General features: G+C 63.0%; 15 protein-coding genes. 7 read left to right on the forward strand and 8 right to left on the reverse strand.

Going from position 1 to position 17065, the window contains the following annotated elements:
• Positions 1-113: 113 nt before the first annotated feature.
• The 3 genes from CIT26_RS19785 to CIT26_RS19795 all read right to left on the reverse strand — a co-directional run bounded on the left by CIT26_RS19785 (position 114) and on the right by CIT26_RS19795 (position 4200).
• Positions 114-1844, reverse strand: coding sequence for a Na/Pi cotransporter family protein (locus tag CIT26_RS19785; RefSeq protein ID WP_095494159.1), 1731 nt, complete (start codon positions 1842-1844; stop codon positions 114-116).
• Between the two features lie 86 nt (positions 1845-1930).
• The gene (pstS, locus tag CIT26_RS19790; RefSeq protein WP_245319480.1) at positions 1931-3025 is read right to left on the reverse strand and encodes a phosphate ABC transporter substrate-binding protein PstS; all 1095 of its coding nucleotides are present in this window, start codon (positions 3023-3025) and stop codon (positions 1931-1933) included.
• A gap of 431 nt (positions 3026-3456) precedes the next feature.
• Positions 3457-4200, reverse strand: a complete 744-nt coding sequence (locus tag CIT26_RS19795) for a 2OG-Fe(II) oxygenase (protein WP_095494160.1) — start codon at positions 4198-4200, stop codon at positions 3457-3459.
• 392 nt (positions 4201-4592) lie between these two features.
• Here CIT26_RS19795 and CIT26_RS19800 point away from each other — a divergent pair, with 392 nt between their 5' ends.
• Together CIT26_RS19800 and CIT26_RS19805 are read left to right on the forward strand one after the other, a co-directional pair.
• On the forward strand, positions 4593-5990 hold the full coding sequence (locus tag CIT26_RS19800; protein ID WP_095494184.1) for an NfeD family protein: 1398 nt from the start codon (positions 4593-4595) through the stop codon (positions 5988-5990).
• Entirely contained in the window at positions 5987-6751 is a 765-nt protein-coding gene (locus CIT26_RS19805) for a slipin family protein (RefSeq protein ID WP_095494161.1), read from the forward strand. The genes CIT26_RS19800 and CIT26_RS19805 overlap by 4 nt, the downstream gene beginning before the upstream one ends.
• Before the next feature lie 27 nt (positions 6752-6778).
• Here the strand turns inward: CIT26_RS19805 and CIT26_RS19810 are convergent, their stop codons facing one another.
• On the reverse strand, positions 6779-7741 hold the full coding sequence (locus CIT26_RS19810) for an AraC family transcriptional regulator (protein ID WP_095494162.1): 963 nt from the start codon (positions 7739-7741) through the stop codon (positions 6779-6781).
• 191 nt (positions 7742-7932) lie between these two features.
• Between CIT26_RS19810 and CIT26_RS37710 the strand changes: the two genes are divergently transcribed.
• From CIT26_RS37710 to CIT26_RS19825, 3 genes are all read left to right on the forward strand, one after another.
• Complete coding sequence (locus tag CIT26_RS37710; protein WP_245319481.1) at positions 7933-8157, forward strand: hypothetical protein; 225 nt, start codon at positions 7933-7935, stop codon at positions 8155-8157.
• Positions 8093-9079, forward strand: a complete 987-nt coding sequence (locus tag CIT26_RS19815; protein ID WP_245319482.1) for a helix-turn-helix transcriptional regulator — start codon at positions 8093-8095, stop codon at positions 9077-9079. Before CIT26_RS37710 ends, CIT26_RS19815 begins: the two co-directional genes overlap by 65 nt.
• A 550-nt stretch (positions 9080-9629) precedes the next feature.
• Positions 9630-10301, forward strand: a complete 672-nt coding sequence (locus CIT26_RS19825) for an outer membrane protein (protein ID WP_095494163.1) — start codon at positions 9630-9632, stop codon at positions 10299-10301.
• A 510-nt stretch (positions 10302-10811) separates the two neighbouring features.
• Here the strand turns inward: CIT26_RS19825 and CIT26_RS19830 are convergent.
• From CIT26_RS19830 to CIT26_RS19840, 3 genes are read right to left on the reverse strand one after another with little or no spacing between them, the layout of a single operon-like run.
• Positions 10812-13163 carry a xanthine dehydrogenase family protein molybdopterin-binding subunit gene (locus CIT26_RS19830; protein WP_245319483.1) on the reverse strand — a complete coding sequence of 784 codons (2352 nt, stop codon included), beginning with the start codon at positions 13161-13163 and terminating at the stop codon, positions 10812-10814.
• Positions 13160-14143 (reverse strand): FAD binding domain-containing protein, encoded by a 984-nt coding sequence (locus tag CIT26_RS19835; protein WP_095494164.1) that lies wholly within the window; start codon positions 14141-14143, stop codon positions 13160-13162. The genes CIT26_RS19830 and CIT26_RS19835 overlap by 4 nt, the downstream gene beginning before the upstream one ends.
• Positions 14140-14643, reverse strand: a complete 504-nt coding sequence (locus tag CIT26_RS19840; protein WP_095494165.1) for a (2Fe-2S)-binding protein — start codon at positions 14641-14643, stop codon at positions 14140-14142. The genes CIT26_RS19835 and CIT26_RS19840 overlap by 4 nt, the downstream gene beginning before the upstream one ends.
• A gap of 279 nt (positions 14644-14922) precedes the next feature.
• Between CIT26_RS19840 and CIT26_RS19845 the strand changes: the two genes are divergently transcribed.
• Positions 14923-15567, forward strand: coding sequence for a TetR/AcrR family transcriptional regulator (locus CIT26_RS19845; protein ID WP_095494166.1), 645 nt, complete (start codon positions 14923-14925; stop codon positions 15565-15567).
• Positions 15568-15790: 223 nt separating this feature from the next.
• On the opposite strand, the gene CIT26_RS19850 is transcribed toward CIT26_RS19845, so the two are convergent.
• Positions 15791-16090, reverse strand: a complete 300-nt coding sequence (locus CIT26_RS19850; RefSeq protein ID WP_143747874.1) for a hypothetical protein — start codon at positions 16088-16090, stop codon at positions 15791-15793.
• 425 nt (positions 16091-16515) lie between these two features.
• Between CIT26_RS19850 and CIT26_RS19855 the strand changes: the two genes are divergently transcribed.
• The gene (locus tag CIT26_RS19855) at positions 16516-16947 is read left to right on the forward strand and encodes a thymidylate synthase family protein (protein WP_095494168.1); all 432 of its coding nucleotides are present in this window, start codon (positions 16516-16518) and stop codon (positions 16945-16947) included.
• Positions 16948-17065: the final 118 nt, after the last annotated feature.

Below are 17065 nucleotides of genomic sequence, written 5' to 3' on the forward strand. Positions count from 1 at the left end.
CTTTTCGCAGCCGCCGACCTTCCCGCTTGACATCCCCAAGACGCAAATGTGTGCGCACGCTAGCCCACAAGGGGAGAAGGGAAAGGGGCGGCCCCGCCGCCCGACCTCGACGATTACTCGGCCGGAACCGGGCTGAGGCCTGGATCGCCCATCGAGTGCGGCTTGGCTTCCCTGCGTGCTGACGCCCGTGCGAGAACGCTTTGCCGGTTGACCGATTTGCGCTCGGCATCGATGCGTTGGATCAGGATTTCCGCGCGCTCGATTGAACCGAGCAGCGCCAGGATCGTGCCGCGTTCGGCGGCGCCCGCATTGGGTCCGAGCGCCAGCGTGCGGGCACGCAGTTCCTCGACCTCCGGGAGATTGACATGGCCGGCCGGCACTTTCGGGTCGGAGATGCCGTAGGTCGGCAAGATCTCCCGCAGCGAAGCATCGAGCTTGGTCAGCGCGACGTCGACGATGGCCTGCGCCGGACCGCTGAATTTCTCGCGCCGCACGCGGCGCGCCACCTGATGCATTGATTCCGTCAGGGCGGCCGTGAAGTCGGCCTCCTCGATCAGGCTGGCGATCAGGTCGAGCTGGTCGTAGGGCAGATCCTCCTTCATCAACTCGGCGGTGTAGGCACGGATATCGCGGCTGAGGATGTCGGTTGCGAGATAGTGCTCGCCCGGATCCGACGGCGCCTTCTTGGACGAGCGGGCGATGTCGAGGAACATGGCGCCGGCCTGCAGGTGACGGGCCGTCTCCTGCTGGACGGCGGGAACGGCCTTGGCAAAATCGCCGGCCAGCTTGCGGTCAAGGAATCTCGGCGTCGAGAAATCCTCGGCGTCCTCGGCCTCCGTGTGACCGACACGCGACAGAACCCGCTCGAACACACCGATGAACGGAAACAGCAACAACGTATTGAAGATGTTGAAGAAGGTCGAGTAAAGGCCGACCGCGACCGGCACCAGGGGGAAGGTCTCCTTGCCGTCGACGATCACCGGAATGGCGGGATCGCCGCCGAAGAACTGCATCGCCCATTCCAGGACCTGCATGGAGACGAAGAACAGCGGGATGGTGATGCACACGCCGATGATGTTGAACGAGATGTGCGCGTAAGCGGTCCGCTTGGCGTTCTTCGAAAGATTGAGCGAAGCCATCCACGAGGTGATCGTGGTGCCGAGATCGGCGCCGAGCGAGAAGGCGACGGCCGTCGTCCAGTCGAGAATGCCGGCGGCGCCAAGGCCCATCACAATGCCGATCGTCGCCGAGGACGAATGGATCATCGCGGTCACGCCGGCGGCGATGAACACGCATTTGAGAAGGTTGAGGTAGGAGTCGGCCGTCAGGGTTTGCAGCAGGGCCATGACTTCGGGCAGGTTGCGAAGCGGGCGTAGGCCGCCGGTCATCAGGTTGAGGCCATAGAAGATCAGTGCGAAGCCCATGCAGGCGAGCGCTATGTTCTTGACCTTTTCGCTTTTGGCGAAGCAGTAGACCAGCGAGAACACGCCGGCCAGGATCAATCCGAGCGGACCGAGCGGCAGGGCGATGAGCCCATTGCCGAGCGTGGTGCCGATATTGGCGCCCATGATCACGCTGATCGCCGGTCGAAGCGCGATGACGCCGGCATTGACCAGGCCGACGACCATGACGCTCATCGCGGTCGACGACTGAATGACACCAGTGATCAGCGTTCCCGCCAGCACGCCCTTGATCGGTGTTCCGGCGGCTTTGGCGAGAAAGGCGCGCATCCGGTTGACCGAAAGCGCCTGGATGCCGTTTGCCATGAAGTCGAGGCCGAGCATGAAGATGCCCAACCCGCCGATCACCGGCACGAGGATGTCCTTGAAGATATCTATGTCCATGTCACGCAGTCCCCAGCAAGCCGTCACCACGGCGCGATATGACGTTCAGTTCAGGTGCTGCGCGAAGCAGCAGCCCGGCTCTCCGCTCAGTTTCCGACGGGCGCTTGCCTTGCCCAGCATTGTTCGATCTGGTCGATGAGCGCCTTCGGCAGCGGCACGTAGCCGAGCGCGGCGGCGTCACCCGCGCCTTGGGCGAAGGCAAGCCGGAAAAGGTCACGCACGCGGCGATAGCGATGTTCCGAACGGCCCGAGACCTGGACGACCGCGAACACCGCCGTGCTGATCGGATAGGCGGCATCGCCGTCTCGATCGGTCAGCGAAGCGAAGAAATCGGTCGTTTGCGCCCAGTCGATGGATGTCGCGGCAGCCTGCACGCCCTCCGGCCCCGGCTTGACGAACCTGCCGGATTTGTTCTCGATCAGCGCGTAGGCAAGGCTAGCGCGCTGGGCCTGGCCGGATTCGGCATAGGCGATCGCGCCTTTCGTGTCGTGGACGGCTCGAATGAGGTTCTGTGTGCCTTCCGCGTCGGTGCCGAGCGGCCACGAGATCAGTGTATTGGCGCCGTATTTGGTCTTCCACTCGCCGCTGACCGCCGACAGATACTCCGTGAAGACAAAGGTCGAGCCGGAACCATCCTTGCGATGAACAACGCTGATCCTGAGATCGGGGAGCGCCAGGTCCGGATTCACCGCCTTGATCGCGGGATCGGACCATGACTGGATCTTGCCCAGATAGATGTCGGCCAGAAGCGGCCCCGTCAGGCGAAGGCTTCCCGGGCCAATGCCGTCGAGATTGACGACGACGGCGATGGCGCCCATCACGATCGGAAACTGCTGGCGGCCGGCTTTCCTAAGCTCAGCGGCGTTGATCGGCGCATCCGTCGTGGCAAAGTCGATGTCCGGCTGGTCGAGACGCAGGACACCGGCGAGCGAGCCGACGATTTCATAGTCAACCTTCCAGTCGGGCGAGACATAGTCGCCGCCGTCGGCGCGGGCGTTCTCGTAGGCCGTTGCCCATTTGCCGATGATCGGGGCGGCCAGCGTCGATCCGGCGCCGCGAATAGGCTCGGCCTGTGCAGCGGCCCCGATCATCAAGGCAACAGCAAGCGTGAGGGCGCCGGTTGATCCCGCCATTTTCGCCCATTTGCGCCGCAGTGACGCAAAGCCTGCTGGAAACATCATGGCGATCCCCGACTATACTGCACAAACGGATAGCTACTTTTCAGTCTTGGAAGATATCAACAGTTATCCGCCCGGCGAACGAACGCCGGTAGAGAAACAACATCGCTCATCGTATGAACCTTGGTTAACGATTGGATGACAAAGATCTTTGTGGGTAAAAGTTTTTATTCGAATTCCGCGATCGCTTGTCCCGCCGATCCCTCGGACTGCTATGAAGAATTGGGGGTCCGATGGACTGGAACCCAACGTTGCGCCTTGCGCGGCTCACCTTCTCCCCTTGTGGGAGAAGGTGTCGCCGAAGGCGACGGATGAGGGGTGTTCCAGCTTGGCAACGACGGTGCTCCGTCCAACACCCCTCAACCGTCTTGGCGCTGCGCGCCAATCCACCTTCTCCCACAAGGGGAGAAGGGAGAAGGAAGTCTACAACACCTTTACTTCGCGTCGTGGAAGATAATGCCCACCGTATGGCGCATGCCGGAGCGAAGCCGGCTGACGCCGTGCCTGAGATTGACGCGGTAGCTGCCTTTGCTGCCCTGGACCGGACGATTGTGGACCGCGAAGGCGACCGCGTCGCCCTGGCGCAGCGGCACCACCTCGGCGCGGCTCTGCATGCGCGGACGCTGTTCGGTCAGCACGAACTCGCCGCCGGTGAAATCCTTGCCGGGTTCGGACAGCAGGATCGCCACCTGCAGCGGGAAGGCAAGATCGCCGTAGAGATCCTGATGCAGGCAGTTGAAGTCGCCGGGAACGTATTGCAGCAGGAGCGGCGTCGGCCGTGTCTGGCCCTGCTCGTGGCATTGCTTGAGGAACGCGGCGTGTTCGTCCGGGTAGCGTTGCGCGATGCCCATGCGCTCGTTCCAGTCGTTGGCAACTGCGGCCAGGCGCGGATAGAGCGCAGTGCGCAAGCCGCCGATCAGCTCGGGCAAGGGATAGCGGAAATAGCGGTACTCGCCCTTGCCGAAGCCATGCCGCGCCATATGGACATGGCTGCGGAAATGGCTTTCGTCGGGATAGAGCCCAGCGATCTCCCGGCATTCTTCTGGCGTCAGCAGCTTTTCCATCACCGCGCAGCCGTAGCCGCTCAGCTCCTCGGCCAATGCCTGCCAGTCATATCCGGCGACCCGCCCTTCCGCCGATCGGACCGCTGCCTTCGAACCTATCGAATGAATGGTCATGGCTTTGCCTCCAATGGCTTCTTCTGCCATTCAGAGATGGGTGAAACAGCGCGTGCAAACCACCCGTTTCCTGCCAATGGGTTTCGCGCAGTCTTCCAGCTTGGGTTCCTCGCCCCCATGAAAGTGGGGGAGAGGTGGCTCGGCGAAGCCGAGACGGAGAGGGGAACCGCGCTCTACGAAGCCCCTCTCCGGCCGCTTCGCGGCCACCTCTCCCCCGCTTCGCGGTGGGCGAGGAACCCAGGTCTTGAGAGGTCGAGGGACAGCACCCCCCTGCCCGGCCGCGCATCGTGCCCCCGCAAGGGGAGATCGCCAATCGCCATTGCGCCGCTGCGCGCGACGCAGCATGGATTTCGGCAAAATCGGGCCCATATCCCTGATAGGGAGCTTTGAGCGTGAAACTCGCGCGTGTAGCCTTGATTGCCGCGGCTTTTGTGGCCGCTGTGGCTGTTTGTTCTTCTTTCGGAACCGGAGAGGCGAACGGCCAGGAGAGGATTGCGCTGCGCGTCGAGATAGACGGCGCCATCGGTCCGGCGAGCGCCATGCAGTTCGAGGAAGCGCTGGCGGTCGCCGCAGAGCGAAACGCCGAGGTTTTCATCCTGCAGATGGACACGCCCGGCGGGTTGGTCACCAGCATGCGCGAGATCATCGCCGACATCCTCGCCTCGCCGGTTCCCGTCATCGGCTATGTCGCGCCCGCCGGTGGGCATGCGGCGAGCGCCGGAACCTACATCCTCTACGCAACCCATGTGGCGGCGATGGCGCCCGGCACCAATCTGGGCGCGGCAACGCCGATCGAGATGGGCGGGCCGCTGCCATCCTTTCCCGGCGGCGACGACAAGAACAATGGCCCGGAAGCCGGCAAGGACCCGAAGAACCCACCGTCGGGCGATGCGATGATCGCCAAGGCGACGAACGACGCGGTTGCCCTGATCCGCAGCCTGGCTGAACTGCGCGGGCGCAATGCCGATTGGGGTGAAAAGGCCGTGCGCGAGGCGGCCAGCCTGTCGGCCAACGCGGCGCTGCAGCAGCATGTCGTCGACTTCGTCGCCCGCGACACGACCGAACTGCTTCAGCTGGCCGACGGCCGGACGGTCGAGATCGCCGGCAGGAAAGAGGTATTGGCGACCAAAGGGCTGCAGGTTGAAACGCTGGAGCCCGGCTGGGTCATCCGGCTTCTCGCCGTCATCACCGACCCGAACATCGCCGTCATCCTGATGCTGATCGGCGTTTATGGGCTCGTCTTCGAGTTCACCAGCCCGGGCGCGGTCGCGCCAGGCGTGATCGGCACGATCTGCCTGCTGCTCGGGCTCTATGCGCTCAATCTCCTGCCGATCAGCTATGCCGGCCTTGCCTTGATGCTGCTTGGCATCATCTTCCTCGTCGTCGAGGTCTTTAATCCCACGGTGGTGCTTGGGCTGGGAGGCGTGGCTGCGGTTCTGCTGGGCTCTGCCATGCTGCTCAGGATCGAAGGTCCCGGCTTCGAGATGTCGTGGGCCGTCATCGGCACCGCCGCCGTCCTGACGCTCGGCCTGGCGCTGCTGACCGGCAGCTATCTGTGGGCGGCCCGCAAGAACGTTCCGCGCGTTGGCGCACAGGCCATGCAAGGGCTGCCGGCGAAGGTCCTCGACTGGGAGGGCAACGAGGGCCACGTGCTGGCCCGGGGTGAACGCTGGCGAGCGAAAGCCGACGAACCCCTTGCAGTCGGTGACAGCGTCGAGGTGGCTGATGTCAGGGGTCTCGTGCTGACGATACGGCGCCGCAATGTGAGAAGCGACGGAGCAAGGCAATGATCATCGGTTATGTGGCCTATCTAGTAGCAGCGCTCGTCGTGGTCATGTTCCTGTCCGCTGCCATTCGCATCCTGAGGGAATATCAGCGCGGCGTGGTCTTCACGCTCGGCCGCTTCACCGGAGTCAAGGGGCCCGGCCTGATCATCCTCATCCCCTTCGTGCAGCAAATGGTGAAGGTCGACCTGCGCGTGGTGGTCCAGGACGTGCCGCCGCAGGACGTGATCTCGCGCGACAACGTCTCGGTGAAGGTCAACGCGGTGCTGTATTTTCGTATCGTTGACGCCGAGCGGGCGGTGATCCAGGTCGAGGACTTCATGGCCGCCACCAACCAGTTAGCACAGACCACATTGCGCTCGGTCCTCGGCAAGCATGAGCTCGACGAGATGCTGGCCGAGCGTGACAAGCTCAACAACGATATCCAGGAGATCCTCGATCAGCGGACCGATGCCTGGGGCATCAAGGTCTCCGACGTCGAGATCAAGCATGTCGACCTCAACGAGAACATGGTCCGCGCCATCGCCAAGCAGGCCGAGGCCGAACGGCTGCGGCGTGCGAAAGTGATCAATGCCGATGGCGAACAGCAGGCGGCGGCAAAACTCGTCGAGGCCGGCAAGATGCTGTCCGGGACACCGCAGGCCATGCAGCTGCGTTATTTCGAGGCGCTGCATGACATCGCTGGTGAGCGCTCGTCGACGGTCGTGTTTCCGGTGCCGATGGACCTGCTCGGTCATTTCATCAAGCCGCCCGGCGAGGAGAAGTGAGTTCACCGATGGGCCGGCGTCCAGCTTTTACCTGGCGCTCTTTGGCGTATAGCCGAAGCGCCGACGAAAGGAGCGATTGAAATACGATATGTCGCTGAATCCACATATCAGGGCAATTTCGCTGACCCGCATGCCGTCGTTGTGTCGCTGTGAGAGCATCTTGTGTGCGCTCTGCAAGCGCAGTTCGAGCACGTGCTCGGCAAAGCTGATACCGGTTTCCTGAAGGAGATCATGGACATAGCGGGCCGACAGGCCGAGTTCTTCCGCCACGCGCTGCGCCGAGATTTGAGGGTTGGCAAAATTGTCCGCGATCTTCGCCAAAATAGCCTGCAGCCTGGCCGCTCGCAGGCCGCGCAAGCCGGCCGATTCAGCCGCCTCACCTTTTGCTCCGGTCGCCAGGCCGATCAGATCGACGATCGTTTCCGTGGCATGGGTTATCAGTTCCGGTGCGACGAGAGGACTGCCGGCCTCAAGAAACTGGCAGTAACGCTTGAGCAGCCCAAGGGCCTCGTTTTGACCATCGATCTTTAACGCCAACCTGTCGTCGATGCGCGGGAAGGCATGCGCGAGGATGGCGCGCGGGATCACCACGTTCATCCATACGTTCTTGTCGCTGCCGATCATTTTCAGAGGCTCTGCCGCTGTGACCAGGGCCGCTTCTCCCTGGCCGACATCATAGTCACGGCCGACCTGGGCTCCGGCCAATACCGTGTCGGCCTTGTTGATCAGCAGAAGGTAGCCATCATTGTCGTCATCGGCGATATTGCTCGCCTTCCTCGTCGCATGCTTGATCGTTCCCGACATCTGGCCAAGAACCACCGGTCCGATGGCCGAGGCTTCGATCGTCGCCTCGAAAGGCAGGTTGCCGGATATGCCGTATTCGACCGACCATATCTCCGCGACATGGATGTCCTGCCAGAGGGAAAAGCGATCGCGTTCGCTAAGATGCGAGGGCAATTGAGCCGATGAAAACACCGTCTTTTGCGACAATGGCGTACCCCTGCGGCTTCAAAAAAAATATCGAATGCAATGCTTTCCATTCCAGGAATAAGCAGCGACAAATCGCTTGGCGTTCAACTGATCGAACTGAACCCATAATCGAGCTCAACCACGCGTGGCGTCACCCAAAAGTGTGACGCCGCGAAATCCTCCGAAGCGGGGCATGTGAATGGATAGGAGTCGTGGTGGAGAGGCTGAGCAGCGAAGCACTGAGTTCGATTATCGGTGATATCTATGATTGCGTTTTGAATCCGGAAGGCTGGGCTGATGTAATGACCCGGATCACACAGGCCATCGACGCGGCCTATACCACCATCGCGCTTGCCAGCACCGCCGACAATCGTGGCCGCTTCACCGCTCAATCGCCCTGGGATCCCGTGCAAATGCGCGCTCCAGGACGACTATGACTTTGATGGAATTCCTGGACTGAAGGCAGCGGTCGTCGGCGACATCGACACGCCTGTTGCGACGCTGTCGCATATGAGTGAAGCCAAACTCCAGCAAACGCCATTTTTTCAGAATTGGGCCAAGCCGCAGGGATTGCGCGAGGCTTGCATCACCAAATTCGTTCATACAGCGGACCGGATCGGGCTCCTGGGCTGCACCACGCGGGCCCGCAGGGGAACTATATCAGTTGAAGATCAGCGTTTCCTGGCATTGCTATCGCCGCATCTGCGCCGCGCTTCCCTGATTGGAGACCTGCTCGATCAGACCCGCGTTACCGCCAGTCTTTATCGCGAGGCGCTCGACTACCTGGCTGTGCCTATTGTTCTTACTGCCGCCAACGGAGCAATCCTGCATGCGAATGCGGCTGCCGATCAGATGTTTTCCGTGCAAGGTCCTATCCTTTCCAGGAACGGCCTGCTCCAGGCGCAGAACCCGGGGGTAGCCCGCGCTCTGCTGGAAGCAATCGCCAGTGCCGCGGGCGCGGATGCTTCACTTGGCTCCCGCGGCATAGGGCTGCCGATTTCAAGCCCTGGTCAGCCGCCCGCCGTCGCATATGTTTTGCCGTTGACCGAAGGAACCGCGCGCGCGGTTTTTCGGCCGGCGTGCGCCGCCGTCTTCGTGTCGACCACGACGTCGTCTTCCCCACTCCCGGAGGCCGTTCTCACAACGCTATTCGACCTTACGCCTGCAGAGGCGCGCGTCCTCCTGCGGGTCGGCAGCGGATTGACCGCGTCCAAGACCGCATTGTCCCTCGGTATCGGTGAAAACACTTTGAAGACCCACCTCAACCGCATCTTCGCAAAAACCGGCACGAGGCGCCAAGCGGATCTCGTTAAACTCGTTTCGGACATAGGCACGCCCCTGGTGCCTGCCGGATCATAGCGGTGAGCGCGCAGAAGCTGGCGATCTCCCCCCTTGCGGGCAGGGTTATCGCAGGTGGAAAGCCGAGGCTTTCGCTCTACGATGTACCCCCACCCCTAACCCCTCCCCACAAGGGGAAGGGAGACTTTCGTTGGCGCTGACCTCGGCAAATTGCCTGCCTTTCGGCGCCAAAGGGGAAGTAAGGGCGCGCGGCAGCGTTCCCTCCCCCTTGTGGGGAGGGTTAGGGTGGGGGTCCATCTTCGCAAGAATCCCTATGCGATTGCCCTGCCCCAAGGGGGGAGATTGGCAGCCTTGGCGTTGGCTCCAGCCTCCGGCAGCTACACCTCCAGCGTCATCGGCAGGTCGTGCACCGTCGACGCGCGGGTCGACTGAGGCCGAACAGCCACACTGACCATGAAAGTGCTGCGGTGCGTTCCAGGACAATTCGGGTGCGGTCCTGCCCAAGACGCGGCCGGCGGACAATGCAACACCGGCGTCTCCACAACAGCTGGATCTCCGCGGAGCATTCGCGCGACGGGGAACGCAACACCTTTGGGGCAGCAAACAAACAATGAAAACGATTCTTCTCGCTACAGCCTTCATTCTCGCGCCTGTCGGCATGGCGTCGGCGGCGGACATCAATGAGGTTTTGCCTATTGATGCCGCCTACAGCTGGTCCGGCCTCTATGCGGGCGTTCACGTCGGCTACGCAGCCGGAACCTCCGATTTTTTCATCGCCAACCCCGGCGTTACCAGACCTCTGGATCCCGACGGTTTTATCGGTGGCATCCACATCGGGTTCAATCAAGAAATGGCGAACCGCTTCGTGCTCGGTGCCGAGGCCGACATTGCGTACAATGACGTAGATGGGCTGACGAGCTTCTCCAGCGGTTTGATTAGGAGCGAAATCAAGTGGTCGGGTTCGGCGCGGCTGCGGGCTGGCTATACCTTCGATCGGACTTTGCCTTACGTCACTGCAGGCGTGGCCGCGGCCAAGTATGAAGCGACTTTGATCACCGGCACCCCCCAAGGCAACATACTGATCCACGACGAAACCCATATTGGCTGGACGGTTGGAGCCGGCGTTGAGCACGCCTTCACCGATAAGTGGCTGGCTCGGGTCGAATATCGCTTCTCCGACTTCGGCAGTCAGGATCTCTCGCTGGCAGATGGTGTTAACACGATCGCGGACGTCGATCTCCAGACGCACGATATCCGGGTCGGCCTTAGCTACAAGTTCTGATTTGCGAGCCGGGGCTTCGGCAAGCTTTGCTTTGCGCTGTCGTGGTGAGTCCGTGGCTTAACGCTGGGGATTGGCGAAGGCAGATGAGAGCGCAATCTCCCCCCAAGTGGGGGAGATGTCCGGCAGGACAGAGGGGTAGACCGCGGCTTCATTCCAGCTTGGGTTCCTCGCCCCCACGAAAGTGGGGGAGAGGTGGCTCGGCGAAGCCGAGACGGAGAGGGGGACCGCGCTCTACGAAAGCCCCTCTCCGGCCGCTTCGCGGCCACCTCTCCCCCGCTTCGCGGTGGGCGAGGAACCCAGGTCTTGAGAGTTCGAGGAGAGACCCCCGCCAGACATTCCCCGCAAGNAGCCCCTCTCCGGCCGCTTCGCGGCCACCTCTCCCCCGCTTCGCGGTGGGCGAGGAACCCAGGTCTTGAGAGTTCGAGGAGAGACCCCCGCCAGACATTCCCCGCAAGAGTCCCACAAGGGGGAGATTGGCAGCTTCGCCGCCGGCATTTCCAGCTCTCGCCCCTAAATCAGCTTCTCCAGCGTGATCGGCAAATCCCGCACCCTTTTGCCGGTGGCGTGAAACACTGCGTTGGCAATCGCCGGCGCCACGCCGACAATCCCCAGTTCGCCCACACCCTTGCCGCCGAGCGCCGAGGAATGCGGGTCGGGGATGCCGACCGAGATCACCTCGATGTCGGGAATGTCGGCATTGGTGGCGATGAGATAGTCGGCCAAATTGTTGTTGACGATGCGGCCGTGGCGGCGGTCGACTATGCCTTCCTCCAGCAGCGCCTGGCCGATGCCCATGATGATGCCGCCTTTCCACTGGCTTTCGGCGAGCTTGGGATTGTAGAGCCGGCCCGAATCCAGCGCCGACACCACCCGCGATACGCGAACCGTGCCAAAGTCCTCGTCGACGCGCACCTCGATGAAATGCGCGCACCAGCTGTGGCGGGAATAGTCGCCCTCGGTGTGCGACAGCGCCGTCGCGATGGTCGTATAGTTCTTGTAGCGATCGTCAGCCGTCGAATTGGCCGGCATGGTGTCGCCCATCGCCTCGATCTGGCTGCGTCCGACGCTGCCGAGCAGCTCGGCGATCGAGACTTCAGGGCCGTCGCCACGCGGTGAAGCGATGCGGCCATTGGCAACGACCAGCGTGTTGGCCTGCAGCGCATGGAATGGTGAATTTGGATCGCTGATCGCCAGCCCGACCAGCTGGTCGAGCGCGGCGGTCGCCGCCTTGTGCACCGCGCCCGTCATCACGCCGGCCAGCCGCGAACCGCCGGTGACGCCGGCGCGGGCATAGCGGGAGTCTCCCAGCTTCACCACGACGTTCTCAGCTGGCACGCCCACCACTTCGGCGGCGGTCTGCGCCAGGATCGTATAGGTGCCCTGCCCCATGTCGATGCTCGAGCTTTCGACCTCGACCGAGCCGTCGGCGAGAATGCGCACCATCGCCTCGCCATAGGCACGCCGCACCGGATAGGTGCCGGCGGCTACACCCCAGCCGATCAGCTGATTGCCGTCGCGCATCGAGCGCGGCTCGGGCGCACGTTTCGACCAGCCGAAGGCCTCGGCACCGGCAGCGAAGGCCTCGCGCAGCTGCCGTGTCGACCACGGCTTGTTCGCCTCCGGATCCTGTTCGGCATAGTTCCTGAGCCGGATTTCCAGCGGGTCGATGCCGACCTCGTAAGCCAGTTCGTCGATCGCGCTTTCGATGCCGAAGGCGCTCGGATTCTCGCCCGGCGCGCGCAACGCGCCCGGCACAACCGTATTCACCCGCACGACATTCTGCCGCGACGAGAAATTCGGCGTCGCATACATGATCGAGGTGACCGAACCGAGCGGCTCGACCCACATGCCATCGACCGAGGTCTCGTTGACGCCGCGATGCACGATCGACTGGATCCGTCCCTCTGCGTCGGCGCCGAGCGCCACCGTCTGGCGCGTCGCCGCCCGTCCGCCATAGGCGGTGAAGGTCTGCGGCCTGGTCACCGCGAGCTTCACAGGCCGTCCCAGCATTTTGGCGGCCATCGCCGCCACCGCGCCGTAGCCATAGGCGAACGCCTTGGAGCCGAAGCCGCCGCCGATATAGGGCGAGACCAGGCGCACATTCTCGAACGGCACGCCGAACCATTCGGCATAGGTCCGCGCCATGCCGTCGAGCCATTGGCTGGGCTCCCACACCGTCAGCTGGTCGCCCTGCCAATGCGCGATCAGGCCGTGCGGCTCCATCGGCGTCTGGTATTCGCGCGGCGTGTTGTAGGCGGCGCAGACCCGCACCGGGGCGGCGGCGAAAGCCGCTTGCGCATCGCCCCATTCCTTGGTCATCGTGTCGATCGGAATGCCGTCGCCGGCCTTTGGATCGTCGAGATCGACGATGGCCGGGGTCTCGTCATAGGCGACCTTGACCAGTGCTGCGGCCGCAACCGCCTGCTCGAAGCTCTCGGCTACCACCGCCGCGACATGCTGGCCGCTGAAGGTGACGTCGCGCGCCAGCGGGCAATAGGGGATATCCGGCGGCGGCGTGCCCAGCCAGTCCGTTGCGGTATTGAGGCGCAACCCATTGTCCGGCGTCAGCACCAGAAGCACGCCCGGCGAGGCTTGAGCCGCGGCCGTGTCGATCGAACGCACCTTGCCGGCCGCAATCGTACTCTCGACGAGGACGGCGTGGCTGAGCCCATCGAGCTGCTGCTCGACCGCGTATTTTGCGGCGCCGGTGATCTTGGCCGGGCCATCGACGCGCGACAGCCGCCCGCCCACTGCTTCCGCGAAGATGGCGCCGTCCGATGCGTCGCCCCTCTTCGAATCACCCCTCTTCGAATCACCCCTCTTCGAATCACTTTGTCTTGATCTGACGTCATGAACGGTCATGCCGTCTCTCCCATCTTGAGGATGGCGCGGGCGACGACGCGCGGCGCCAGTTCGATCTTGTAATGGTTGGCGCCGTGGTCGACGGCACCCTCGATGGCGAGCAGGCTGGCGCGCCGGACCGTGTCGGGCTCCAGCAGCTTGCCTTTCAGCGCCTCTTCCACGGCGCGAGCGCGCCACGGCTTGGTGGCGACGCCGCCAAGCGCCACGCGCAGGTCACGGATCGTCCTTCCGTCGGCCTCGAACTCGATGCCGACGGCAGCACTCGCGGCGGCGAATTCGTAGGATTGCCGGTCGCGGACCTTCAGATAGGTCGAACGTCCTGCTGCGGCGGAAGCAGGAATGCTGATCGCGGTGATCATCTCGCCTGGCTCGATCGCATGTTCCCTTTCGGGCGTGGCGCCCGGCAGGAGAAAAAAGTCGTCGACCGCGACCTGGCGGTCGCCGAGATGAACGATCGCGTCGAAGGCAACGAGCGCTGTCGCCAGATCGCCGGGATAGGTGGCGATGCAGGCTTCGCTGGTGCCGAGCACGGCATGGCCGCGGGTGACGCCGCCGATCGCCGAGCACCCGCTGCCGGGCGTGCGCTTGTTGCAGGCCGGAAAATTCGCCGGATCGCGGAAATACGGACAGCGCGTGCGCTGCATCAGATTGCCGCCGATGGTCGCCATGTTGCGGAGCTGCGCCGAGGCCGCCTGCCACAGCGCATCCGAGACGGCGGGGAACCGGCTTTTTATCTCGGCATGGTCGGCGACGCTGCTCATCCTTGCCAGCGCTCCGATCATGGCGCCCCGGTCGTCGACCGTGATCCCATCCAGTCCCTTGAGATGGGTGATGTCGACCACGATTTCGGGTTCGGTGACGCCGCATTTGGCGAGATCGATGAGCGTCGTGCCGCCGGCGAGCAGCATGGCGCCGGGCAGCGCCGCCGCCTGGCGTGCCGCATCGATGGAATTGGCGCGCAGATAGGAAAAATCCCTCATGACGCGGTCTCCATGGATGACGCAATCTCCAATGCAGCCTGGCGCACGGCGGCGACAATGTGCGGATAGGCGCCACAACGGCAGAGATTGCCAGCCATATATTCGCGGATCTCGTCATCCGAGCCGGCATGGCCCTCGCGGATACAGGCGACAGCCGACAAGATCTGGCCCGGCGTGCAGTAACCGCACTGGAAGGCGTCCTGTTCGAGGAAGGCTGCCTGCACCGCGTGCAGCGTGCCGTCGCCGTCGGCAAGCCCTTCGATTGATGTGATCGCCCTGCCCTCGGCCTGGGCGGCGAGCGTCAGGCAGGCCAGCACACGCTGGCCGTCGATATGGACGGTGCAGGCGCCGCACTGGCCCTGGTCGCAGCCTTTCTTGGTCCCGGTCAGACCGAGATGATCGCGCAAGGCGTCGAGCAGCGTGACGCGCGGCTCGACCTCCAGTTCATGAAGATGTCCGTTGATTTGAAGTTGGATGGGAATTCGGGTTTTGCTTGTCATGGGGCGTCTGGCTCCAGTTGCTTGACGCGGAGGGGGATGATCTGGTGCCCGGCCGGCGAGCGGCAAGGGCGGGGAAGATCGGGGAAACCGGCGGCGCGCATAATCTCCCGCCTTGAGGGGGGAGATCACGCTCTCGCCGGCTTGCAAGTTCTCAACACGTGACATACCGGTCCCCTGGTTATATGATAAAGGTGCTCCACTAAAACGGAGGCGCCTCCGTTTATTACGTGGGGGCTGAACCTGTCGGGTTCAAGCCCCGTATTTGCAGTGGAGAAAATTTTGGCTTCGCAGCCGCCCGCAACCACCAAAGATGAGCCCGACGCGACAGCGGCAAAACCGCTGCGCGCCGATGCGCAGCGCAACCGCGACGCGCTGGTCGAGGCAGCAGCAGCGGCCTTTGCCACGCATGGCGCCGATGCCTCGCTGGAGGAGATCGCGCGCCAGGCCGGCGTCGGCATCGGCACGCTCTACCGGCATTTTCCGACGCGCGAGCATCTGGTCGAGGTGGTCTACCGGCGCGAAGTGGAAAGCCTGTGCGCGGCCGCCGACGAGCTCGCTCTTCACCACCCGCCCGACGTTGCGCTCGAACAGTGGATGCAGCGCTTCGTCGACTACATCGCCACCAAGCGCGGGCTGGCGACGAGCCTGCGTATCCTGCTCAACACCAATTCAACCCTGTTCTCGGACATGTCCGGCCGGGTGACACTTGCCTTGCGGCAGCTGATCGAAGCGGCGGTGGCCGACGGCTCGATCCGCAGCGACGTCGACGCCTCCGACGTTCTGCATGCGCTGGGCGGCATCTATTCGGCGCCCGATACCGAGGACTGGCGCGACCGCTCGCGCCGGCTGGTCTCGCTGCTGATGGACGGGTTGAGGTTTGGGGCTGGCAAGTCCGCGAAGGGCGGCGGGTCTACGAACATGTAGGTGTTGAAGCGGAATGGGTTTAATTCTGCGGTCTCGGGCTTCCGCGAGCTGGCAAACGCATGGATTTCAGCACCTTCTCAGGCCAAGGCTATTTCAAATCATCGGCCGATGAGCTTCGGACCCTCTGATCAGAAGTCTGGCACCCTGGCTCCGCACCGGTGCGCGGAATGCCAGCGGAGCAAGAACGAGTAACTCCGTCCTGAATTGCGTCAGACGCGAAATCCTATGCGAACAAGCCGACTGCTCGATCGTAAAAATGGTCGAGAGCGCAGCGCCTGGCGGCAATCCGGGCGGCTTCAAGCAATTCCTCGCGACCCGAGGCGCCGTCCTTGTAGGTTGCGATGACCACGCGCGCGATCATTTCGGCGTCCTCGTTGTCAAGCTCCGCTTCGCCGGACCGCAAAATTTCCCGAACCACACCCCTCAAGAGATCCAGTTCAATGGTTGAAAAGACGCCCATCTGGGGCGCGGATGTGCACTCCACTGCCATCTGAATTCCTCCCGTCGTCACGATATCAAACACGTGAGAGATTACAACTAAAGTATTAGGCGGGCGCTTCGGAGATCGTTCGGCACCCGAACACCGCTGCACCTTGCTATGCCGCATTTGCCCGAAGTGCCGCGAAATGCTTTTGTCACGTTGGGCTAACAGAAATGGTGCCATCTCATTGCCGAAGCGTCCGCAGACAACGATCGACGTCGAGGAGATGGACGGTCGCTGGTATATTAAAGTGAACGTCGAGGGTCGCGATAGGCGCGCCCTTGGCCCCTTCAAATCACGTGAAGATGCACGGGTAATAGCGAACGAGCAGCGCGATCGATTGAGGGATGAAGGCAAATATTAGCGTTTGAGGCGGTTGCCGGACGCAACGCCTTACTGAAACACGTTGCGCCGCATGACGTGCAAACGTCGCTAATGGGATCAGACCGGCTATCGGTGGAGTACTCATGAAGAAGACTATCGTTAGGGTTGTCTGTGCCATCGGCCAGGCGGGGCAGCTCGGCCTCAAAGGCGGCCTCCCATGGGAAGGCAACCGGTCGCCGGAGTTCGTCGCCGACGTTGCACGGTTTTTCGACGTCACGAGAGGACACGTCTTGCTCGCCGGCCCCAAGACGATCGCGAGCGTTCCGGATTTTGCTCGCGCGGATCGGGAACTTGTCGTCGTTCGCTCCAGCATGGATCCCGAGGACACGCTCCAGCGCTTTGCCGGCCGTGTCGTCTTCATCGGCGGCGGTCCACCAGTCTGGGACGCCTACGCGCGCTTCGTCAGCCACTGGGATGTCACGCGGCTGCCCTATGACGGGCCGGCGGACCGCTGGTTCGATGCAAGATGGCTTACGGGGGGTGGCGAAGTCGCCAGAAATCACCACGACCAATGAAGACACGGCTCGTTTCGATCCGGGGAACATTTAGACCACGTCGCGACCCAAGTTCCAGTCCGCATTTTCTGCGACTTTTGACCCTAGGGTGATTGCGATGCCCCGACGCCCGGTTCCG

Source organism: Mesorhizobium temperatum, from assembly GCF_002284575.1.
In the GTDB taxonomy this organism is placed as follows: domain Bacteria; phylum Pseudomonadota; class Alphaproteobacteria; order Rhizobiales; family Rhizobiaceae; genus Mesorhizobium; species Mesorhizobium temperatum.